Origin of the sequence: Nesterenkonia rhizosphaerae (assembly GCF_039544555.1) — a bacterium.
Classification (GTDB): domain Bacteria; phylum Actinomycetota; class Actinomycetes; order Actinomycetales; family Micrococcaceae; genus Nesterenkonia; species Nesterenkonia rhizosphaerae.
This window is the reverse complement of the sequence record NZ_BAABLW010000001.1, coordinates 150204-173543: the sequence shown is the minus strand read 5'-3', so window position 1 is coordinate 173543 and position 23340 is coordinate 150204. Positions and strand designations below refer to the sequence as shown.

General features: G+C 63.7%; 15 protein-coding genes. 7 read left to right on the top strand and 8 right to left on the bottom strand.

What is annotated here, in order from left to right; translation table 11 throughout:
- Both ABEA23_RS00770 and ABEA23_RS00765 read left to right on the top strand, forming a co-directional pair.
- Positions 1-4833 carry an NAD-glutamate dehydrogenase gene (locus ABEA23_RS00770; protein WP_345476226.1) on the top strand — a complete coding sequence of 1611 codons (4833 nt, stop codon included), beginning with the start codon at positions 1-3 and terminating at the stop codon, positions 4831-4833.
- 28 nt (positions 4834-4861) lie between these two features.
- Positions 4862-6394, top strand: a complete 1533-nt coding sequence (locus ABEA23_RS00765) for a sensor histidine kinase (RefSeq protein WP_345476225.1) — start codon at positions 4862-4864, stop codon at positions 6392-6394.
- A 1-nt stretch (position 6395) separates the two neighbouring features.
- Here ABEA23_RS00765 and ABEA23_RS00760 read toward each other — a convergent pair whose 3' ends face one another.
- Positions 6396-6644, bottom strand: a complete 249-nt coding sequence (locus tag ABEA23_RS00760) for a WhiB family transcriptional regulator (protein WP_028463811.1) — start codon at positions 6642-6644, stop codon at positions 6396-6398.
- A gap of 257 nt (positions 6645-6901) precedes the next feature.
- Positions 6902-8173, bottom strand: coding sequence for a phosphotransferase family protein (locus ABEA23_RS00755; protein ID WP_345476224.1), 1272 nt, complete (start codon positions 8171-8173; stop codon positions 6902-6904).
- 85 nt (positions 8174-8258) lie between these two features.
- Here ABEA23_RS00755 and ABEA23_RS00750 point away from each other — a divergent pair, with 85 nt between their 5' ends.
- From ABEA23_RS00750 to ABEA23_RS00735, 4 genes are all read left to right on the top strand, one after another.
- Positions 8259-9815 carry a sensor histidine kinase gene (locus ABEA23_RS00750; protein ID WP_345476223.1) on the top strand — a complete coding sequence of 519 codons (1557 nt, stop codon included), beginning with the start codon at positions 8259-8261 and terminating at the stop codon, positions 9813-9815.
- Positions 9812-10471 carry a response regulator transcription factor gene (locus ABEA23_RS00745; protein WP_345476222.1) on the top strand — a complete coding sequence of 220 codons (660 nt, stop codon included), beginning with the start codon at positions 9812-9814 and terminating at the stop codon, positions 10469-10471. Before ABEA23_RS00750 ends, ABEA23_RS00745 begins: the two co-directional genes overlap by 4 nt.
- 231 nt (positions 10472-10702) lie before the next feature.
- Positions 10703-14032, top strand: a complete 3330-nt coding sequence (locus ABEA23_RS00740; RefSeq protein ID WP_345476221.1) for a PT domain-containing protein — start codon at positions 10703-10705, stop codon at positions 14030-14032.
- Between the two features lie 276 nt (positions 14033-14308).
- Positions 14309-15001, top strand: a complete 693-nt coding sequence (locus tag ABEA23_RS00735) for a DJ-1/PfpI family protein (protein WP_345476220.1) — start codon at positions 14309-14311, stop codon at positions 14999-15001.
- 224 nt (positions 15002-15225) lie between these two features.
- Here ABEA23_RS00735 and ABEA23_RS00730 read toward each other — a convergent pair whose 3' ends face one another.
- Positions 15226-15684: a hypothetical protein gene (locus ABEA23_RS00730; RefSeq protein ID WP_345476219.1), complete on the bottom strand. Its 459-nt coding sequence runs from the start codon at positions 15682-15684 to the stop codon at positions 15226-15228.
- 162 nt (positions 15685-15846) lie between these two features.
- Here ABEA23_RS00730 and ABEA23_RS00725 point away from each other — a divergent pair, with 162 nt between their 5' ends.
- Complete coding sequence (locus tag ABEA23_RS00725; RefSeq protein ID WP_044494116.1) at positions 15847-16254, top strand: hypothetical protein; 408 nt, start codon at positions 15847-15849, stop codon at positions 16252-16254.
- Between the two features lie 33 nt (positions 16255-16287).
- Here the strand turns inward: ABEA23_RS00725 and ABEA23_RS00720 are convergent, their stop codons facing one another.
- The 5 genes from ABEA23_RS00720 to ABEA23_RS00700 are packed head-to-tail and all read right to left on the bottom strand — an operon-like array spanning position 16288 to position 23264.
- A complete protein-coding gene (locus tag ABEA23_RS00720; RefSeq protein ID WP_345476218.1) occupies positions 16288-17436 on the bottom strand; it encodes a phosphotransferase family protein in 1149 nt (382 codons plus the stop codon).
- A complete protein-coding gene (locus ABEA23_RS00715; RefSeq protein ID WP_345476217.1) occupies positions 17433-18767 on the bottom strand; it encodes a phosphotransferase family protein in 1335 nt (444 codons plus the stop codon). Before ABEA23_RS00715 ends, ABEA23_RS00720 begins: the two co-directional genes overlap by 4 nt.
- Positions 18764-20686, bottom strand: a complete 1923-nt coding sequence (locus tag ABEA23_RS00710; RefSeq protein ID WP_345476216.1) for an ABC transporter ATP-binding protein — start codon at positions 20684-20686, stop codon at positions 18764-18766. The genes ABEA23_RS00715 and ABEA23_RS00710 overlap by 4 nt, the downstream gene beginning before the upstream one ends.
- Complete coding sequence (locus ABEA23_RS00705; protein WP_345476215.1) at positions 20683-21993, bottom strand: glycosyltransferase family 4 protein; 1311 nt, start codon at positions 21991-21993, stop codon at positions 20683-20685. Before ABEA23_RS00705 ends, ABEA23_RS00710 begins: the two co-directional genes overlap by 4 nt.
- Positions 21990-23264 carry a glycosyltransferase family 4 protein gene (locus tag ABEA23_RS00700; protein ID WP_425577076.1) on the bottom strand — a complete coding sequence of 425 codons (1275 nt, stop codon included), beginning with the start codon at positions 23262-23264 and terminating at the stop codon, positions 21990-21992. Before ABEA23_RS00700 ends, ABEA23_RS00705 begins: the two co-directional genes overlap by 4 nt.
- Between the last annotated feature and the right edge of the window lie 76 nt (positions 23265-23340).

The window sequence follows — 23340 nt, the reverse complement described above, 5'->3', positions numbered from 1 at the left end:
ATGGCGGAGACAACGGCATTGTGGACAAGCGAAGACGCTGACCTAGAAGGCCTTACGGAGGCGTACTACGGGCATATCGCCGAGGAGGATCTGCGGCAGATCGGCCCCGATCAGCGTCGCGAAGGCGTCGCCGCCCACGTGAAACTCGCAGCCCAGCGCAGCACCGCAGCCCCTGCAATCTCGGTGACCACCGTGGGTCACCGCAGCGTGGTTCAGGTGGTCACAGAAGATATGCCGTACCTGGTGGATTCGGTGACCTCAGAGGTTACTCGCTGCGGTCATGCCATCTCGCTGGTCATCCACCCCATCTTCCTGGCCTCTCGCAGCCTGGAGGATCAGAACCTCAAGAGCGTCAAATCCCTGCCCACCCAAGGGCGTTCGCTCTCCTCCGGCGATACCCAGGCGCTGCCCTCGCTGGCTGAGATCCTCAATGAGAACGACAAAACCCAGGTGGAATCCTGGATTGCCGTAGAGATCGACCGGGTCATCAGCCAGGAGCAGGCCGAGACTCTCATCAAGGGCCTGGCCCGGGTGCTCGACGATGTGTGCATCACCCACCGCGACCAGGATCGGATGATCGCCCAGGCCCGCAGCGCGGCCGCTGATATCCGTCAGCTCAGCAATGTGGAAGACCGTGATGAGTCTGCCGAACTGCTGGAGTGGATGGGAGAGGGCAACTTCCTCTTCCTGGGCTACCGCGAGTACCAGCTGATCGATGACAAGGACACGCTGCGCCTTGAGCCGCTGACCGGCACTGGCCTGGGGATCCTCTCCGACGTAGACGGCACTCCGCGCCCCAAGAGTTCCTCGGAGCTCTCGGCGGCAGGTCGTGAACGCGCCCGCCAGCCGAAGGCGCTGGTGATCACCAAAGCCAATTCCCGCTCCACGGTGCGGCGTCGTACCTATATGGACTATGTGGCGGTGAAGACCTTCGACGAAGCTGGCGATGTCGTCGGTGAACGGCGATTCCTCGGACTGTTCAGCCAGCGGGCCTATACCCAGTCCATTTCCACCATTCCGCTGCTGCGCTCCCGTGCCAAGCAGCTGTTGGCCCGTTCCGGCTTCAGCCCGGACTCGCATTCCGGCAATGACCTGGTGCAGATCCTGGAGACCTATCCGCGCAATGAGCTGCTGCAGATGGAGATCTCCGAGATCGAGGATGTGACCTGGCAGATCCTGCAGCTGCAGGAGCGTCGTCGGGTCAAGCTCTTCCTGCGCCAGGACCACTACGGGCGCTTCATGACAGCGCTGCTCTACCTGCCGCGCGACCGCTATAACACCGCCGTGCGCCGTCGGGTGGAGAACGAGCTGCTGAAGCATATCGACGCCGAATCCATTGACTTCAATGTGCGGCTCTCGGATTCAGTACTGGCGCGCGTATTCTTCCGGATGCGGCTGCGCGAAGATGCCGCCCAGATGAGCATCAGCGCTGATGAGCTGCAGCAGCACCTGGCCCGGGCCATCCGCTCCTGGGGAGAAGGGATTGCCCAGGAGGCCAGCGAAGCCTACTCTGCAGGCCACGCCAGCCGGATCTCCTCGCGATGGGGCGAGGCCTTCCCTGATGACTACCGGGTGCTCTACGAGGTGCCTGATGCGCTGCATGACGCCGCTGAGTTCGAGACCCTCGAAGCCCAGCCCGAGGCTGGACCGCGACTCTACTTCTATTCACCCAAGGAAGAGGATCCAGCCGATATGCGGCTGAAGCTCTACCTCACCGAACCCAAGACGCTGACCGACACCCTGCCGGTCATCGATGACTTCGGGCTCTCCATCCTCGATGAGCGTTCCTACACGCTGACCACCGACGATGAGCGCACCTTCTACCTTTATGACCTGGGGCTGTGCTATCCGACCAGCGCGGATCCCTACGAGACTATCGAGCTGTTCAAAGAGGCCTACAGCCATGTCCTCACCGGGCGAGCAGAATCCGATGTCTTCTCTCGCCTGGTGCTGCAGCTGAAGCTCAATATCCGCAAGGTCACCGTCCTGCGCGCCTACGCGAAGTACATGCGCCAGCTGGGCAGCCCGCATTCCTACGATTTCCTCGCCGAAGCGCTGCTGGCCAACCCGGAGGTGGCCACGGCGTTGATCGGCTACTTCACCGCGAAGTTCGACCCGCAGCTCGGTGGTGAGTCCGGTGCTGAATCCTCCCGCGACCAGGCCATGGAGGTCTGCCGGAAGAATGTGGTCGAGGCGCTGGAAGGTGTGAAGACTCTCGACGCCGACCGGGTGCTCTCCACCTTCCTGAACCTGATCGACGCCACCGATCGCACCAACCTCTATCAGGGCCACGACTGGGTCTCACTGAAGCTGCGTCCGCAGGACATCGACTCCGCGCCCAAGCCTCGCCCAGCGCATGAAATCTGGGTCTACTCTCCGCAGGTGGAGGGCACGCATCTGCGCTTCGACAAGGTGGCACGCGGCGGACTGCGCTGGTCCGATCGACAGGAAGACTTCCGCACCGAGGTCCTGGGTCTGGTGAAGGCGCAGATGGCCAAGAACGCCGTCATCGTGCCTTCAGGTGCCAAGGGCGGGTTCTTCGCCAAACAGCTGCCCGATGCCCGTCAGGACCGCAGTGCCTGGTTCGAAGCCGGCCGGGAGGCTTATAAGACCTTCATCCGGGCGTTGCTGGATATCACCGATAACCAGGCGGAGGAGGACGGCAGCCTGCGGATCGTCCCGCCGCAGCATGTGGTCCGGCACGACGGCGATGACCCCTACCTGGTGGTGGCTGCGGATAAGGGCACTGCCACGTTCTCCGACACTGCCAATGCCATCAGCGTCGAATACGGGCACTGGCTCGGCGATGCCTTCGCCTCGGGTGGCTCGGTGGGCTATGACCATAAAGCCATGGGCATCACCGCCCGCGGTGCCTGGGAGTCAGTGAAGTCGCATTTCTCCTCTCTGGGCGTGGACACTCAGAGTGAAGACTTCACCGTGGTCGGCATCGGTGACATGGGTGGTGACGTCTTCGGCAACGGCATGCTGCTCTCTGAGCACATCCGACTGGTGGCCGCGTTCAACCACCTGCACATCTTCATCGACCCCAACCCGGACCCCGCCGCCTCCTTCGCGGAACGGCGCAGGCTCTTCGAAGCTGACCGCTCAGGCTGGGATGCCTACAGCACAGAGCTGATCTCCGCCGGCGGCGGTGTCTTCTCCCGCGATACTCGCAGCATCGAGATCACTGCCCAGATGCGGGATCGCTTCGGCATTTCCGACGACGTCGACGCGCTGACTCCTCCGGAACTGATCAGCACCCTGCTGAAGGCTCCGGTCGATCTGCTCTACAACGGCGGCATCGGCACCTATGTGAAATCCTCGCAGGAAAGCCATGAGGATGTGGGGGACCGGGCCAATAACGGCATCCGTGTAGACGGCAGTCAGCTGCGCGCCAAGGTGGTGGCCGAGGGTGGCAACCTGGGCCTGACGCAGGCCGGACGCATCGAGGCAGCACAGCACGGCGTGCTGCTGAACACTGATGCCATCGATAACTCTGCAGGGGTCGACTGCTCGGACCACGAGGTCAACATCAAGATCCTGCTGGACCGGCTTGTGGATTCCGGCCACCTAGAAGCCCAACAGCGCAATGACCTGCTGCGTGAAATGACCGATGAAGTCGCCCAGCTGGTGCTGCAGACCAATAAGGACCAGAACGTCTTGCTGCTGACTGACCGGCAGCGGCTCTCTGACTGGTCCCCCAGTTTTGGCCGGCTGATCAGCTGGCTCGAACACAACGCTGGACTCGATCGCAGGCTCGAGGTGCTGCCCACTGATGAGCAGATGAAGCAGCGCGCCGCAGACGGGATCCCACCGCTGACCGCCCCGGAGCTGTCGGTACTTGCCGCTTATGCCAAAATCCAGCTCAAGGGTGCTCTGGGCGCCTCCGATCTGCCGCAAGACCCCTGGTTCGCCGGCACTTTGGAGAGCTACTTCCCGGACCAGATCACTCAGCACTTCGCCCAACAGCTGCCGCGTCACCCGCTGGCCACCCAGATCATCAGCAACGAGATCGCCAATGACGTGGTCAATATGGGTGGCTCTACCTTCGTGTTCCGCACTGTGGAGGAGACCTTCGCCTCCGAAGCACAGGTGGTCCGTGCCTTCGTGATCGTCCGTGAGCTGTTCAAGCTTGATGAATTCGACGCCGCCATGCGCCAGCTGCCCGTGAGCTTCCCCACCGAGTTGTGGGCACCGATCTACGTTGATATGCGCCGGCTGCTTGACCGTGCGGTGCGCTGGTTCGTCAACCACGGCAGCCATGACCGCAGCATTGCCGAAGAGATCAGCCTCTACGCCCAGCACATTGAGCCGCTCTACGGCAAAGTGGAATCGCTGCTGCGCGGTGCCGACGCCGAGCGGGTCGCTCGCCGTCGTGAAGAGGTCATTTCACACGGTATGGATGAGGAGCTCGCCGGCTGGTACTCCCAGCTCTTTGAGACCTTCTCCCTGCTGGACATTGCGGCACTGGCGCAGCAGCACGGGCTGGACTCGCACACTGTGGCGGAGATCTACTACACGGTGTACCACGACTTCGACGTGGACCGGCTGCTCAACCACATCACCGGACTGCCGCGGAAGGACAAATGGCAGGCCCTGGCACGCGGGGCTCAGCGTGATGATCTCTACTTCGCGCTGAAGGAGATCACGGAGTCGGTGCTCACCAGCAGCCATGAGGGCGACGCCGTGGAGCGCCTGCACAACTGGAAGCAGGCCCATGCTGCCGCGCTCAGCCGTGCTGAACGGCTGAAGGACGAGATCACCGGACGTGATCACAACATCGCCTCGATCACCGTGCTGCTGCGCCACCTCCGCGGACTCATAGGGACCTGAGGCTGAGGCTGAGTCGGAAGGAATACCGATGTCTGTGCTGAGTGACCGACTGGATAACAATCCGCATCTGCTGAGCTCAGATGTGGAGTGGATTCATGCACTGGTCAGTGACTGGCAGCTGCTCTCCGACCTGGCCTTCTCCGACCTGGTGCTGTGGTTCCCGCATACCGAAGACGGCGTGGTCGCAGCTCAGGACCGCTCCTATGTGGCGCTGGCCCAGGCCCGACCCTCCACCACCCAGACGCTGATACACCGCGATGTGGTGGGGGACCGGATCCGCGCGGACCTGAAACCCATGGTGGAGCGGGCCTGGGTAGCTCAAGTGGAGACAAACTCCTCTGATCAGGGGCAGCCATCGCCGGGGCGGATGCGGGTAACCGCTGTCCCGCTGGTCCGTCCCGATGCCCACGGCCGCCCACGCACCGTCGCGGTGATCACCATGCACTTCTCGGTCTCGGCACTGCGCACACCTTCCCGGCTTGAACTGACCTACCGACGCTGCGCCGCCGATCTGCTCTCGATGGCCGCCGAAGGAGCATGGCCGGATTCAAGTCATGAATTCACCGGCTACTCCGGGGCACCGCGCGTAGGTGATGGGCTGCTGCGGCTGGACGCTGAAGGGCAGATTACCTTTGCCAGCCCCAACGCAGTTTCGGCGTTGCTGCGCTTAGGGGTCAATGACACTCTCGAGGGCCGATCGCTGGCGGGTATCGGGGCAGAGCTGCAGCGAGCCACCGGGGTGGTGGTGGATGAATCCCAGCCGCTGATGCTCACCGGCCGACGCGCCATGCGTGCTGAACTGGAGGCTCACGGGGCCGCCGTCACGCTGCGGTCTATTCCGCTGCGCCGCGAAGGCAAGCGGTTCGCCGCCCTGGTGCTCTGCCGGGACGTCACCGAGCTGCGCCGTCGGGATAAGCAGCTGATGAGCAAAGACGCCACCATCAAGGAGATCCACCACCGGGTGAAGAACAACCTGCAGACTGTCTCGGCGCTGCTGCGCATGCAATCACGCCGCATGGATTCCCAGGAGGGGCGCGAGGGCCTGCGCCGAGCGATGCGCCGGGTGGAGACCATCGCGATGGTGCATAACTCGTTGTCCCAGGGACTTGAGGACACCGTGGATGTCGATGAGCTGATGCGACGTCAGCTGCGGCTGGCGGCTGAGATGGCCGAGTCTGACAGGACCGCGGTGACCGAGCTGGTGGGCAGCTTCGGACAGCTGCCTCCAGATATGGTGACTCCGCTGGCACTGGTGCTGACTGAGATTGTCGCCAATGCGGTGGAGCATGGATTCAGCGACGATCCTGAGCATAAGACCATTCACGTGTCTTTGCGGGTGGACCGGCATACTGATGCGGCCGGCCGGCAGCGGTTGGATATTGAACTCACCGACGACGGCGTGGGCTTGCCTCAGGAAGGCTGGGAGCCTGGCCTGGGGCTACAGATTGTTAAAACACTGGTGCGCGGAGAGCTCTCGGGATCCATCGCCTGGGACAGCAGCCCGGCGGGGACGAAAGTAACTCTCCGCGCACCAATATTGGGATCAGAGGAGCGGAGCTGAGTCAGCTCGCCCGACGTGCCCGTGCGGCACGCCGCTTGAGGGCGCGACGCTCGTCTTCGCTCATTCCGCCCCAGACGCCGGCGTCCTGGCCGGTGTCCAGAGCCCACTGCAGGCAAGTATCCATTACAGGGCAGCGACGGCAGACGCTCTTGGCTTCTTCAATCTGAAGCAGAGCGGGGCCGGTGTTGCCGACGGGGAAGAACAGCTCGGGATCCTTATCAAGGCATGCTGCTCGGCTGCGCCAATCCATTGGGGATCACTACTCCTTGGGCACTGTCGTCTCAGGGGCGGGACGTCAGTTGGTCTTGGGTGCTTCAGTGGAAACGCGGCAGCAGGCCTGCGGCGGCGATCATCCTGGTGCGAGAGTGGATGCCTCGAGAGCTTCGGGGCCGCAGGGGGCTACTGAGTTCCGCTGAACGGGTACTTATCAAGGCTGGCATGTTACGCGAAGGCAAACAAGACCTCTCAATGGGTGAATTTTGCGTAAACAGTGTGTGATTTATCACATCAGCTTTTCTGGTTCTGACCCATGACGTGCAGGATGCCCGCTGAGCTGGGGCTATGTAGTACTGACTCCGCTGTGGACAGAAAGTGTTCGAACTGCTCGGGCCCTCGTGTCCCCGGAGCCAAGGTCAGTAGGACCGCGGCGGTGCGTGCTGCCAGGTCATCGGCATCATGGGCGTCTCTCAGGTAAGCCCAGAAGCGCTGAGTATGTCTGCCTAACCCAGCGTAGCCCTGCGGATCAAAGCTGGGAAGGGCGAGCATATGCGCGAAGAAGGTGGCGGCGTCGTCGGCGGCGTAACCCGGGCCTACCGTATCGGTGTCAATGACGGCATTCAGCGTGGTCGCCTGCTGGTCGACAAAGAGGTTCGCCGGGTGGAAATCGCCGTGGGTGGGCACCAAAGGGCCAGGCTCGGGAAGCAGCTTCTGCCGGATGCCCAGCAGCAGATCATCGACCCGCTGTGTCGGTGCGCCCTGGGAGTGCAGCACTGGGCCGAAAGCCTGCACGCGGGAGGCCGCGGAGACCTTTGCGGGCAGCTGAAGTGCCTCAGCGCTGATGCTGTGCAGAGCCGAGAAGATCAATTCGGGGTCTATCTGAACTGCTGGATCAGGTGCGGTGGGTCGGTAGAGATGATGAGTCAGCGGTATGCCACGGGCGGCTTCACTGACGAGTATCCCGTCTCCGGCATCCCAGAGAGGTGGGGCTAACGCGCAGCTGTCGTGACGCTGCAGAAGGGTTCTAGACCGACTGGGACGCACGGTTTTGATGTAGACATCCTCCACCGAGTCTGCCCCTCGCTGGAGGGTGAACCGGTGTACTGCTCGGCGCAGCGGGCGCAGCACCAGCAGCTCTCCGGAATGTACCTCCACTGTGGTTCCCCAGATTCTGCGCAGCAGTCTCGGAAGCGCCTGCTGGTCTTCCACCAGCACCAGACCCGGAAGTGCGGGGTCCTGCGGGAAGGCCCAGAGGTGCAGTGCCCCAAGTGGTGAGTCCAGCCGAACCGCCTGTAGAGCCGCGCGCTGGTCATCGCTGAGCTTTACCGTGGAAATGATGAGCATCAGCTTGGCCCCGCCGGAGTCGACCAGATATTTGGCGCTGGTCTCTGCACCGGGGCGGGTGTAAATCTGTTCTAGCCGCCACTGGCCCACTCGAAGGCCAGCGGAACTCAGTGCCAGCTCCAGCAGCTCTCCGGCCTCCTCAGAGCGCAGCAGCTGCTCCAGCGCAGCCTGCGGTGCGGCCTGGTCTCCGTGACCGGAGTCTCCCATGACAGAGATCATGGTCCTATTTTTACCGCCTGCGAATGAGAAAACTCTCATGGTTTTTCATTTCCGAAGCCTCGCAAGAGAATGAGAAACTAGGCGGGTGGTCCCGGAAGTCAGACAGAATCTCCCAGAACAGCAGGCCACGGGTCGGCGTCGACTCAGCCAGCGCTGGAGCATGCGCCAGATCAGCGTGCGCTCCCGCATTCTGATGGCGGTACTGGGGCTGGCTGCACTCGGTCTGGTGGTGGCCGGATATACAGCTTTTGCTATCCAGCAGATCCAGGTGGAATCCCGGATTAACGCCGAACTGCAGGCTGACTCCGAGCAGTTCCGATTACTCCACGACGTCGGCGTTGACCCGCGCACTGGTGAGAGCTTCTCCTCCCCGGCAGACCTCGTGCATATCGCCATGCAGCGCATTATCCCCACCCGCAACGAGGGTGCGGTGGGATTTGTCGACGGCGAGGTCGCCTTCACCTCCGCAGTGGCCCCGGTGGCACTCGAGGATGACGCTGAGCTCGTCGAGGCTCTGCGTCCCTATGCACTCTCTGACCGGGCCAGCTTCACCACCATCAGCACCTCGCGCACCACCTACCGGGCCGCCGTCGTCCCCGTTCACGCCCAGACCACTGCCGAAGACATCGATGGACAGGACCATGAAGTAGCCACCTTCGTCCTGGCCTATGACCTCACCGCCGAACGAGGAGTCTTCGCAGACGGCTTCATCATCTATGCCATTGTTGCCGCCTTCTCTCTAGTGGTGGTGGCCGTGGTGGGATGGATTGTGGCAGGCCGCGTCCTGCACCCGGTGCGCGTACTCGCAGGTGCCGCCCGTCGAATTGGGCGCGAGGATATCAGCGAGCGCATCCCAGTGGCAGGCGGCGATGATCTGGCGGAAATGACCAGAGCCGTCAACGAGATGCTGGAGCGCCTTGAAGGGGCCTTCCGTGCTCAGGACCAGCTGGTGGCCGATGTCAGCCACGAGCTGCGGACTCCGCTGACCATCCTTCGTGGCCACCTGGAGGTGCTTGATGTAGGAGATCCCGCCGATATCGTCGCCACCCGGGAGCTGGCCATCGATGAACTGAAACGGATGAACCGGGTCGTGGATGACCTCACCACGCTGGCTCAGGCCGAGCATCCCGAGTTTGTCCAGCCCCAGCCCACTGATATCGGCACCCTCACAGATGAAGTCTTCGACAAAGCAATCGCCTTGGGGCCCCGGCGGTGGACCATCGCTGAACGCACCGAAGCGGTGGCGATGCTGGACCGCGAACGCATCACCCAGGCGTGGCTGCAACTTGCCGCCAACGCCGTGAAGTTCTCTCCCGAAGGCTCCGTTATCTCCTTGGCCTCGCAAGTGCAGGGCGATGACCTCCTGCTAAGCCTGCGAGACCAGGGCGAAGGGATCGCCGAGGAGGACCAGCAGCGAATCTTCGAGCGGTTCGGCAGAACCGATAAGTCCAAGCCCGGGTCCGGGTTGGGGCTGCCCATCGTCGCAGCGATCGTCCGCGCACACGGCGGGCACGTAGTGGTCGAGTCACAACCCGGAGCCGGCGCGACCTTCACCATGGTGATACCGGCTGGCATTGTGGAAGTCTCCGGATCCCAGGAAGGCCCGAGCGAACCAGACACAGAAGGGGAGGCTCCCGCATGACCTCAGTGTTGATCGTAGAAGATGAGGACCGCATCGCGTCCTTCGTGGAGAAGGGGCTCAGCTCTGCTGGCTACGCCACTGTGCGTGCCAAAACTGCAGGTGAAGGGTTCGAGTTCGCGCTCAATACCAACGTTGACCTCGCTGTTCTTGACCTCGGTCTGCCCGATGAGGACGGCCTGAGCCTGCTGGCGCGGCTGCGCAGCCGCGGTTGGGGCGCCCCGGTGATTATCCTGACAGCCCGCGGGGCGGCGGCAGACACCGTGCGCGGGCTGGAGGCCGGAGCCGATGACTATATGGCTAAACCCTTCAGTATTGATGAGCTGCTGGCCAGAATCCGGCTGCGCCTGCGCTCAGGGTCAGCTGAGGAGCCGACCACGTTGACTGCAGGTGCTTTGACCCTTGACCTGCATGGTCGCACCGTACGAGTCGACGGCGTGGAACACGAACTGTCCTCCAGAGAATTCGCCCTGGCGGAGACCTTCATGCGCCACCCGGGGCAGGTGCTCAGCCGTGAGCAGCTGCTGGAGATGGTCTGGGGCTACAGCTTCGATCCGGGTTCCAACTTAGTGGATGTCTATGTGCGGTATCTGCGCGCCAAAATCGGTGCCGAAGCCATCCGCACCATCCGTGGTGTGGGGTACCGGCTAGACGTCTGAGCACCACGCCATCGGCCGCAGAAGTTCCCGAAGCCCTCCACTTCGGCGCATGGCGCTGCTGCCTACTGCGCGCACACCCCAGTGCTCCCTGGGAGTTCGCCCAATAGTTACTGGGAGTTCACTTTGCTCTGATTCGCTGACAGACGTTTGCACCCGGTCGCAGAACTCTTTGCTGGTCTGCGCGAGGGCCTAAGCCCAATCGCTGTCTGTTGATGAGGAATGTCTGCTTTTATGAGCACTCAAGCTGACGCTGTGCACCCACAGCGCGCACGTATCGTCAAAGGTCTGGTCAGTCTGGGAGCGGTCGGTGCGCTCTTGGGCGCCCCGTTAGCCCCCGCCACTGCCACGACTGAACCTGTAGCGGACCCGGAGGTTCCCGGTAGTCAGTCGGTGGTCGGCATCGAGCAGCTGGCTGTTTCCGTGGTCGGGGACGGAACGCGCACCGGCAATGAGGCAGTCCCAGTCAGCATCCACCTGTTCAACCCTGATGGGACGCTCAACGGCGTCACCGGCATTCCCTACGCAGGGGATGAGGACGGCCAACACCGCTTCGTGCTCGGCGCTGACCGGGATCAGGCCGGTGCCCTGCAATTATCGGCGGACGGCTCCACCCTGGTAATCGGCGGCTATGACGCCGAGCTAGGCGCAGCCACCAACGGTGCGCTCAGCGAACTGGGCACCCAGCGGGTGGTGGCGGCCATTTCCGCAGACGGCAGCGTGGATGTCTCCACCTCCCTGGCAGGTGCCTTCAGCGGCGGTCATATCCGCGGCGTCGCTGCCCTGGACAGCACCCGGTATTGGGTCGGCGGGCATGGCAATAACGATGCCCAGGCGCCCTATGATGCCGGCGTACTCACGGTTGAAGCCGGCGGAGATGACCCCGCCGTCGTCGTGCCTGGCAACTCCGGGCAGTTGCGTAACCACCGCGTGCCCGGCATTTACGATGGTCAGCTCTACGTCAGCTCCGACCGCTCCAACTACAGCGGCATTGTGCAGATCGGCAACGGAGTGCCCACCGAGACCATTGCCGAGGAGGAGTTCGAGGTGATCGCTGCCACCCCTGAGGGGCGTGATGTGCCGCATGACTTCGTCTTCGCCGGGGACTACCTCTACGTGGCCTTCACCGAGGGTGATGAGCCCGCGCTGGTGCGCTACGCCGAGGTCAGCGGTTCCTGGGAGCCTGACTCCGCCTACCCGGGTGAATTCTGGGGTGTGGAGGCTGCTGAGACTGAGGACGGTGTGGCTGTTTATGCCACCCGCGGCTCCGGGTTCGGCAACGAACTGGTGCAGATCCTGGACACCAACGGCCTGGATGAGGCTTCCTCCCAGGTGATCGCTACCGCCGAGGAGAACTACGCGTTCCGCGGCGTGGCCTTCGCTCCTGGCTTTGCGCCCGGTGGAGCCGTCGAGCTTGAAGACCTCGAGCTGCTGCCGGCCGATCTCGAATGGCAGGTCCAGGTGCCCTACGGGGAGGGCGATGCGCTTTCGGCAGTGCTCGGTGCCGACACCAACCCGCGGGCCCGATTCGAGCTGACCAGTGAGGAGATCACCGATCTCGGTTCAGCCGAGTTCCAGGTCAGCAGTGCCGATGAGGATGTGGTGGCCGCGGACGCCGTCGTCATCAAGAACCACGACGACGGCACCTACAGCTTAAGCGCAGAGCCGCAGTCAGCAGGTATCACCGAGCTGCGGATCACCGCGTCTCTGGAGGGCGAGGAGATCGCCGAATCCACGCTGCGCTACTGGGTCTCCGAGTCTCTGCCGGAGGAGAGCGCCCTGGCACATGTGGGTATGGCTGATGCCTCCACCGCCCAGGATGTCGGCGACGGGCATCTGTTGGTGGCTGACGACGACAGCCTCGGCATCCGTCTCTACGGACCCACCTTTGACGTGCCGGTGAACTTCTTCCCCATCCAGGGCGAGAACCACGAACACATCCCCTATGAGCGGGCGCCCGGCGAGACGTGGGACATGGAGGCCTCTGCTCGGATGGACGACACGATCTTCTGGATCGGTTCCATCGGCAATTCGCGCTCCGGCAACGTGCGGCCCGACCGGGATACCATCGCCGCCACTGAGCTGACCGGATCCGGGGCCGAGACTGAGCTAGAGACCCTGGGGTATGCTCGCGGCTTCAAGGATGCACTGGTGGCCTGGGATAACGCCGATGGCCACGGCCTGGGCGCGGGCGCTTTCGGCTTCGAGCGGGCTGTGCAGCCCGGCTACTCGGTGGAGGGCCCGAACAGCCTCAACGTTGAAGGTGCGGCCATGGCACCTGACGGTCAGTCCCTGTGGCTGGCCTTCCGTTCCCCGCTGGTGGATCCTGAGGCCGGGGTCGGCAGCAATGATGTGCCCGAGAGCGCCGGCGATCACGCGCTGATCGTCGAGATCGCCGACATCTACGACGTCACCGTCAACGGTGCCGAGATTGACATCACCGACTACCACCTGCTGGACCTGGGCGGCCGGGCCATTCGCGGCATGGCCAATACCGGGGACGGTCACTACGCCATCCAGGCGGGCTCCGCCGACGACGCGGGCAACTTCGCCATCTTCGGCTGGACCGGGGACCCCGACGATGCTCCGGTGGAGTCGGTCAACCAGATGGGCATGGCGTGGGACAAGGACGGCTCCTACGAGTCGCTGCCGCTGGTTCCTTCACTGCAGGATGGCACCAGCATCCGGGTGGTGCAGGACGTGGGAACCGTGGATCTCTACGACAACGGGATCGAGGCCCAGAGCTTGACTCCGGAGTTCATGAAGTTCTTCAGCCACGACTATGTGCTGGACTTCCAGGGCGCCTTTGCTGAAGAGGGCGCAGATCCCGATCCCGCCCCGCAGCCTGAGCCGGAGCTCACCCTTGGTGCAGAGCGGATCGAAGCCGGCGGGGAGATCACTGTGGAGGGCGCTGGGTTCAGCGCAGGAGAGCAGCTGCTGCTGCGGATCAACCCGGAGCTGGGCACTGTGGAGGCTGATGAGTCCGGTGAGTTCAGTGTCACCGTGAGGATTCCTGAGGACATCCAGGCTGACGATTACATGCTGCGGGCGCTGAACTCCGACGGCGAGGTGCTGGCCGAAGCTCCGTTGACAGTGACTGAATCTGCACAGGGCGAGCCCACCGGGGCGCCGACGGCGGATCCGACGGACGATCCGACAACGGACCCAACAGTAGATCCCACCGGGGCGCCGACCGCTGACCCGACAATGGAGCCCACGGTCGATCCGACAACGGATCCCACTGGGGCGCCGACGGATGAGGCGACCACGGAGCCGACGACTGACCCGACACCGGAGCCCACGGCTGATCCGACAGTGGATCCCACTGGGGCGCCGACGGATGATGCGACCACAGATCCAACAGCGGAGCCCACGGCGGAGCCTACGCAGACCGCCACAGAGTCCCCCACGGTCTCGCCCACTGAGCCCGGCGAGGCTGGCGCTGACGGGTTGGCGCGCACCGGTGCTGGGGTGGGCGCGGTCCTCGGCGGTGCCTTGCTGCTGGTGCTGCTGGGGCTTGTGATGCACCTGCGAGCACGCCGCAGCGGCCAGCTCACCAACTAGGACGAACCCCGCTTTAGCAGGAGCCTGCGGGTTCTGCCGGTGGTCGCAGCGCCCTGAGTTCCAGGACGTTGCGACCACCGTGTCATCTCAGCAGTAGAAGGAACTGGCTTTCTGCGAGGCAGATTGGGCGGGAGATATCACTGAAGCGGTGCTGTCAGAACTCTCATCAGGTCTGCCAACAAGCCCGCTCACCGATCGACTAGCGGGCGCCTCAGTGAGGCTGCTAATTCTGTTCGTCCGGCTTGCCCAGAAAGATCCGCCCATAGACTCAGTGACATGATGAGTGCCCTCAGAGTTGTCGCCATTGCCTTTCCCGGCATCACGCAGCTTGATCTCACCGGTCCCTTGCAGGTGCTTGCGAAGCTACCTGGGGCCACCATAGATGTCGCGTGGCATCGGATCGAGCCGATTCTGACGGACTCAGGCTTTTCCATTCTTCCCAGCACCAGTTTCGAGAGCGCGCCTCAAGCAGATGTGCTCATGATCCCTGGGGGACAGGGCGCCCTGGAGTTGATGGAGGATGAGGCCGCTCTCGCATTCGTGCGCCGACAGGCAGCTCATGCCCGCTATGTCACTAGCGTGTGCACCGGAGCCTTCGTATTAGGGGCAGCGGGTCTTCTTCGTGGGCGTCGCGCAACTACCCACTGGGCCTCGCTCTCTTTGCTCAGTCTGCTCGGTGCCATTCCGGAACAGGATCGTGTTGTACGCGATGGGAACCTTGTCACCGGTGGCGGCGTCACCAGTGGTATCGACTTCGCGCTTGTCCTGGCAGCCGAGATATACGGTTCAGAAGTAGCCAAGGAGATTCAACTAGCCATCGAATACGATCCGCAACCGCCGTTTACAAGCGGGTCTCCAGCCGGTGCGGAGGTAGATAAGGACCTAGTGGCCAGCATGTCAGCAGCGATGATTGAGCTCCGTGAACCTCAGGTCGCACGTGCAGCGCACAAACTGCTCACCGAATCCTGACATATCGACGCGTCAGGATTGACCGATCCGGGCCAAGCCGCCCTGCGTATCCAGAATGTCCAGACCCGACGCATCTCTGGACGTGAAGCCGGGCAGTGCACTTCTGGTTCGGCATGACGTTGTGAATTCTGCATGAGGTTATAGCGCGCTGCGAGATCCATAACCGTATGCAAGATCGGGGCCGGTGGCGCGACCAGCACGGCTCCGGCCAGCGTGGCCGACGCTCAGGAACTGGGGGCCGACGGGGCAGACCAGCTCTGCGCGCTCGGGGCTGACCAGGAGGACACCGGAGCGGCTGTGCGGGTCTGCGGCGGAGCAGGCACCACTGTCTGAGTCTGCCGTGGTGCTTGGGTGCTGGGCTGCGGGGCAGGGGCTTCCTCAGCGCGCTGCGGAACCGGAGTCTCAGCAGCGCTGCGTGAGGGGGCGGGTGAGGAAGCCGACTCTGCCGAGGGCGGCGTCGCCGGTGAGGCGGTGCTGGTGGCAGTGGGGCTCGGGCTCGGGGATTGGCTCGGGCTCGGGGACTCGCTGGGACTCTCACTCGGGGAGGTGTTACTGGCAACGGACATAGCCGGTCCCAGATCCACCTCGGTGGGGTTGCTCATCGCATGGGCCAGCGCAGTGCCGCCGCCGAGGGCCACAATGCCCAGCGCTCCGGTGAGGACCCACGTGCTCTGCTTGCTCATCTCTGAAGCGTTCCTCTCAGCCCCTAGGGCTGTAGATCTTCTTATGACACTACCGATCCTCGCCGCCCACTATGAGAGCACCAGGAGAGTGAGATGAGAGTTTTCTCATCTGCCGTCAGGTTCTGCCGTAGACCCGGGACAGGCGGGTGATTCAATAGGGGCATGTCCGAAACACCTGCCGCGGCGCGCCCCCTAGCTATCTGGATCGTCTACCTCATCCTTTTCCTACAAGGCGCGGCGGTGATCCTGTTCACCATAGGGTCGGTCCTCACCTCCGAGGCAGCGGTGCTGGACACAGCCGGGCAGATCGCCCTGGTGGTGCTGTACCTGTTAGCCGGTGTGGTGCTGATGATCCTGGGATTCCGGATTTTCCTGGGCGCCGCTGGTGCCCGCACTCCCACGATGGTGCTGCAACTGCTGCTGGTGATCCTCTCCTTCAGCTTCTTCGCAGGCGGGACCCCGCTGGTAGGGGTGATCTTCCTGGTGCCCGCCGCCGCGGTGCTGGTGCTGCTGTTCACCCCGGCTTCGCAGAGCTGGCTGGAGATCAAGTCCGGGCCCCGGTTCAGTTGAACAGCTCAGCTAAACAGTTCAGCTGAGCCGAACTCAGCCAGTAGTGCTGAGGGCGGCACGCAGCCCGGCGGCCAGCTCCGCGTACTGCGGACGCACCGCATACACACAGCCCAGGCGTAGCAGTGCGGCCTGCTCATAGATCCGTAGGGTCTCTTCGGGGACTGCCGTCGCCTGGGCGGTCTGATCGATATGACTGATGACGACGTCGGCCTGTTGTGCAGTCCACACGCCCTGGCACCTGCGAAGCCGCGCGTGAGCGCGCAGATTGCCAAGGTCCAGTGCCGGATCCGCCAGGCATGCAGTGTCCACATCCAGCAGACCCGGCCGTTGGGGTGACCACAGCAGCTGTTTATCGTGCAGGTCCCGATGGCAGACCCTCAGCTGCGCTGCAGGAAGAGCCTCCAGGTGTGCGCCGAGTCGACGCGCAGCCCGAGCCGTGGAGTCAGCGTCGTCAATATAACGCGAGACCTGACTGGTCCAGGACACGAGCACTGTGGCCTCATCGGCAGCACTGTGCACCGGGATGCTCTGCCGGGTTCGCGCTATCCCGGCACTCTCGGAGCGAGTGACTGCCTCATGCCAGGCTTGGAGAACATCGCGCCAAGCGGTGTCCCATAGTGTCTCGGGAAGCGCGGCAGCGTCATGGAGCCCTACGCCGTTGACACTGGAGAGAATCACCTCTGAGTCACTGTGCTGGAGCACCTCCGGGGTCACGAAGGGTCCGGAGAAAGCTCCAGCACGCTGGATGCCGTCCAGGATGCCACTGGCTTTGCCGCCTTTGACCACTTTGACGTAGCTGTTCTCCTCAGCGAGGTGGACCACCGCGCGCTTGGCCGGACGATGTGAGACCACCCTGCCGCGCTGGGCCCACTTCCAGAGCGTCTTCAGCTGCGGGTCCTGTCCATAGGTCAGCAGCTGGAGCCGCTGGCGGTCCCACCAGCCAGCTCGTACTTGACCGCCGGCCAGTGCTTCACCCCCGGCGAGGGCCTCTACCGCCAGCAGCGCGTCAGTGTTCTTGGCGGGCCAGGCGCGCTGGATCTGCCATTCGGTGTTGTCGATGGTGAGCCAGCGCGGGGGCAGCGCATGAGGAGACCCACGCTGCTGCCTCAGCTGTTCGGCGGAGATGGTAGGAGTCTGGGCAGCTGGGCCGGTGGCGGTATGGGCAGTGCTGGGGGTGCTCATCGCAGGATTGCCTCCTCGGCGCAGGTGATGGCTGCGGTGATCAGCTGCGGCCAGTTCGGCTCCCTGTGGCGGAAGGGATCAAGCGCCCCGGTCAGATGTGAGTAGGCCTCCCACGCGCTTAACAGGTCAAGGTCCAGCTCATCGGCACTGATGCCCAGCTGGGTGGCATAGCCGTGCAAGAAAGGTTCCACGAGCTGCGGCAGGCCCTGGCGGAAGCACGTGGCTGCCCAGGAGCCCAGGTCTCGCAGGGGGTGACCTATTCCGCTGCGTTCTAAATCGATAAGCCGGATTTTATGGCTGTTCGGGGCAGCCAGAATGACCTGATCAGCTGAAAGGTCTCCATGCAGTTCACAGGGAGCGAGCAGCTCAGCGTGTTCGCGCTGGCCCAGCGCCGCCTCACGGAGTCTGCGTTCAATGACCTCTGCCAATTTCTCAGCACGTTCACCCAGCCACGGGGCGAAGCGCTGGATCGGTGCCACAGCCTGGGTGGCAGACACTGGCAGGACCTCCAGTCGGCTGCCCGCGGCCGCGTCGTCGTTGTCAGTGTTCAACCTGGTGGTTGAGTGCAGGAGTGCCACAGCCGACCCTGCGCTGTGAGCCGCGGGCTCGAAGGGGTGATGGGTGAGGTCCCCGACACCCCACATCGGGGTGATCACCGCAGTGTCACGCTCGCCCAGAGCCTTCGCATTGGTGACAGGAACTCCCAGTTCGCGCCAGCGCGCGGTGGTCTCCAGGAGCTTGGCAGCACCGGATTCCACCACGCGCACCACATGGCTGGGGCGGCCCCGGGGGCCTACTGCGGCGACTACCCGACGGCGTGGGTTATAGCGCAGCACCTCCCAGTGGGCGCCATCCTCACCGAATCGCTGACTGGTGGCGGCAAAGGCTGAATGAAGCGCAGTGGCCAGGACCGGATCTGCCCAGACCGGACCGCTGAACAGCCACGGCGACTCATCCTGGTGGACGTGCAGGGTCTCGCCGACCCTCGCCGCCCGTTGAATAGCTTTGGTGAATTTATCCGCATCAGTGGTCAGCGCCGCATAACCGTAGGCACCGCAACGGTCCACAAAGGTCACCACCACAGAATGGTCAGGTTTAACGCGCAGATGCGTGATGCGGACCTGACGGGTCAGCAGTTCGGAGAGCTTCGCTGGATTCAGCAGCAGCTCAGCTCCAGGAAGCTGGGCAGAGCGTGCAGCCCATACATCAGCTTGCTCAGCACTGGGCTGCTCAGCGCTGGACTGCTCGAGGCTTGGCTGTTTGAGAGTCGGCTGCAGGTCGCGCGCCTGTTCGACCTGGTGGAGGCGGGGTAGTTCGCCGGTGACACTCATCGGGCATACTCCTTCGCAGGGTGGATGGGCACAGCAGAAGCAGCTTTCAGCTGCTGCTGCGCCTGGAAGCGGGTGTTCTCCTTCGCCATCGCTTCTCGTTGGACTGCAGCCCAGCGAGAGAGTTTGCTGTCCGGATCAGCCAGCAGGTTCTGTGGCGCGCCGTCCTCCACAATGCGCCCACCTTCAAGCCACAGCACTCGGTCCAGGCCCTGCACGGTGGAGAGCTCATGGGTAATGGCAATGGTGGTTCGCCCGTAGGTCAGCTCCCGCAGGGACTCTTCCACCAAGTGTCGGGACGCCGGGTCCAGGCCGGAGGTAGGTTCATCCAGCAGCACGATCGGTGCATCACGGACCAGCGACCGGGCGATGGCGATGCGCTGACGCTGGCCGCCGGAGAGCGTGTCACCGCGGTGACCCAGCACCGTCTCGTAGCCTTCGGGAAGGGACAGAATGAACTCGTGAATACCGGCACGGCGGGCTGCTTCGATGATTTCCGCATCGGTGGCGTCCTGCCGCCCATAGCGGATGTTCTCAGCGATGGAGGTGGAGAACAGCACCGACTCCTGGAGCAGGACGGAGATATTGCGGCGCAGATCGGCTCGGCGCATATTGCGGGTGCTGATGCCGTCTACCAGCACCGAGCCTGCTTCAGGATCAGCCAGTCTCAGGAGGTAGCCGGTCAGTGTGGACTTACCCGCACCGGATGCGCCCAGCAGCCCCACCCGCTGGCCTGCCGGAATATGCAGATTGAGATTGTCGAACAGCTCCCGGCCGTGGCCATCGCGAGCGGTGATCCGGTGATAGGTGACCTCACCCTCAGCGCGATTCATGGTGACCGGCTTCTCCGGGTCGGTGATCTCCACTGGTTCATCCAGCAGCTCGGCGATGCGTTCACCCGAGGCTGCCGCACGAGCGATGCGGCCGGTGTATTTGGCCATATCGCGCAGCGGCTTCATCGCGATCTTCAGATACATCAGGAACAGCACCATGTCACCGGGAGTCATGGTGCCCTGGAGTACCTCCCAGCCGCCGAAGCCCAGCACCACCGCGGTCGCAATGCCCACAAAGAGGTCAGTGGAGCGTTCCAGGCGGGCCGCGAGGCGGCGTGCCCGAATACCAGCCTTCAGTGCCTTCTGATTTCCGGCGTCGAACCCTCGGGCCACTGTGCTCTCCAGCCCGTAGGCCTGGACTACGCGGATGGCGGCCAAGGCCTCTGCGGCATCTCCTACTAGGCGACCCTCACCCTGACGGGTGGCGCGGGATGCAGAGCTGATCTTGGGGGAGAGCATGCGTGAGGCCAGCAGATAACCGGCTGCGGTGAGCATCACCACCACTGCGAGCACCGGGTTGAGCACCATCACCACAATGAACAGTGCCACCACTGTGAGCACATTGCCGATCAGCGGCAGCCCGGCGGTGACGGCCACTTCCTGCAGCCTGCCCATATCACCGACCAGTCGCTGGGAGGTATCCCCGATGCTGGCTGATGAGTGGTACCGCAATGACAGTGACTGAATATGCTCAAAGACCCGGGTGCGCAGCTGAGCTGCCACTTTCACACCCACTTTGGCGAAGGCGATGGTGGAGCCGTAATTGGCCACAGCGCGACCGGCAACAATCAGCGCCAGAGCTACAGCCCAGAAGGCCACCATGCGGCCGACGTCGTCCCCGGAATCAATGGCCTCATTGACCTGCGCCCCCAGGGCTTCGGTGACAGCGTCGACGGCGAACTTCACCGGCCAGGGCTCCAGAATGCGGAATGCAACATCGGCCAGCAGCGCGATGAGCCCCAGCGCCAGCAACAGTTTGTGCTGGGTGACAAAGGGCAGCACCATTTTCAGGGTGCGGCCAAGGGCGGCCCGATGCGTAGCCCGGGAGAGCTTGGCCTGAGCGGATTTAGTCGCTGTCTTCTCGCTCATGCGCTGACCTCCACAGGGCTGTGACCGGTGTGGACGGCCTGAAGGAGGTCCGCAGCACGGCGGATCCAGGAGTGTTTCTCCACGGCGCGACGCCGAGCCTGTGCCCCCATCGCGGTGCGCAGCTCAACATCCTGGGCCAGTGCGGAAAGGGCGGTGGCGAGGGCTTGGACATCACCGGCGGGCACCAGCAGTCCAGCATCCTGACCGGCACCCGTTGGCCCAGCCAGCAGAGCTGGGATCTCACCGATCGCCGAGGCCACAGTGGGCAGCCCGGCGGCCATGTACTCGTAGACCTTCAGCGGGGAGAAGTAGTGGTCTTGCACCTGCGGGTACGGTGCTGCGCCCACATCGAAGCGACGCAGCAGTGACGGAATCCGGGACGGAGCGACGGCGCCGTGGAAAGTGACCTGATCACTGATGCCGAGGTCGGCAGCGAGTGATTCAAGCTGGGCGCGCTGTGGACCATCGCCAGCGATCTCCATACGCCAGCGCTGACCCGGATCGGCGGCGCTAGCGAAGGCTTCCAGAAGCTGTTCGGTCCCATGCCAGGGCTTCAGAGTGCCCACGAACCCTACGGTGAAGGAAGGCGCACGGTTGAAGGAAGGTACAGCGGAAGACATCGCAGCACCGGCCGGGGCGTCGTCGTGAAGGGGCGTGGGGGCAGCAGAGAAACGGTCAGTATTGACACCGTTGGGAGTCACCACGATCCGGGGGCTGCGCTGTCCCGGACCATCCTGGATGGCTGAACTCTTCCCCCTTTGCCGGGCAGCCCATGCGGCCACCGGTTCGGAGACGCAGGAGAGCAGATAGGCCTGGGCGAAGGCCTCCCGGGTGATCTCCTCCGCCAGCTGCCCGTGGTGCAGGCTGCGATGCTGACGCTGCTCATCAAGCAGCGGCGCGTTGATCTCCATCACCACCGGTACTTTGCGTCCGGTGTGAGCCCGCAGCTGCTGGGCCAACTGCACCCCGGCGTCGGAGAAGAGGCTGTAGCGCTCGTAGATGAGGTCATAGTCCTCATCGGCTGCGAGCGTGGCGAGCCGGGAGGCCGCACGCAGTACCGCGAGTTCCCGCTCGGCAGTGTCCTTTGCGCCGGTGACCGCAGCGGTGAAAACTGGCAGATGGCGCAGATCCTCAGGCACAGTCTCGGTACTGGTATCACCTGCCTTGGTGCCGCGTTTGAGGCAGTACACGGTGACCTCGTGACCCATGGCGGCGAAAGCCCGGATCATCTCCTGGGCGTGCACACTGGCGCCTTTGGCGCCGAAGAGACCGATCCCGGGGTCGGCCAGAACGTAGGCGATCTTCATACCAGGGCCCCTTCCGGCTCACGGACTCCGGCCGGCACTGCTTCAGCTGCCCGGGAGGACGACGACGGCTCGGCAGCTGGCTGGCTGATCAGTCTGCGCAGAATGGCGGCCTGACGTCGAGAATCGAAGAGCCGTTCCACCTGCTGCCGCGCAGCATCGGTGAGTCGGCGCCGCTGGGTGTCACTGACGCTGATGGCCTCCGCGATGGCATCGGCCACAGCGGCGACATCTCCGCTGGGAATCAGCCAGCCCGTCTCGCCGGTGCGGATGACCTCACCTACTGCTGTCACATCCGCGGCTACACAGGGAATGCCGCGCGCCATGGCTTCCAGCAGGACAGTGGGGAGACCATCAGCATTTCCATCAGCGCCAATGACGAAGGGCGCGACAAAAACGTCGTGGCTGCCCAGCATGCGGGTGATCTCATGCTGGGTGCGGGCACCCAGCAGCTGAACGGCATCGCCGACGCCGAGCTCATCGATCTGCTCCTGCAGCGCGTCAGCCAGCGGGCCGTCACCGGCGATATCGGCCTGCACAGCGATGCCGCGTTCACGCAGGATCGCTACGGCCTCGATCAGCAGGTGGAAGCCTTTCTTCTCCACCAGCCGTCCCACTGACAGCAGCCTCGGGGTGGCGATGGATGCGGTGTTGCCAGCTGGGGTCATGCGGGCTGGTTCATAGGGGAAGCGGGCTAGTTCCAGGCCGTTGTGCACCAAGTGCAGCCGTGAGCTGGCTGCAGGGAAGGTCCGGCGCAGATGCTCCATGTTGTAGCCGGAGATGGTGATCGCATGGTGAGCCTCGGCGAGTTTCTGCTCCAATTCGGCAGCGTCGACGTCCTCATGGAAGATGTCCTTGGCATGAGCGGTGAAGGAGTACGGAAGCCCGGCGATCATCCCAGCCAACCGGGCCACGCTGGTGGCCACGGAGGCGAAATGGGCATGCAGATGGGTGGCCCCGTGCTCAGCGGCCAGCTGCGCCACCGCGACTGCCTGGTAGGCGTCGTCGTGGTCATAGCGAGCCAGCTCCGGCAGCGCTCGGGCCAAGCCGCTGGCCAGCTGCGGCCCGGCTGCGGCGTCGCTGAGCTGCTTCCACAGTCGGCTGGCGCTGGAGGGGCGGGGGATATGGATGACTGGAGCCTGGACCCTGGCGAGTTCGGCGTGGAAGCGCACATCGGTAGTGGGTCGTAGGGAGAAGATCACGACCTGTTCCCCGGCGGCTTCGCGGGCCAGGATCTCGGAGACGATGAATGTCTCGGAAAAGCGCGGGTACATCTTCAGCACATATCCCACCCGGCTCTCATGGAGGGGCTCCGGCTGCGCAGTCTCTGATAACGCGTCGGTCTGTGCG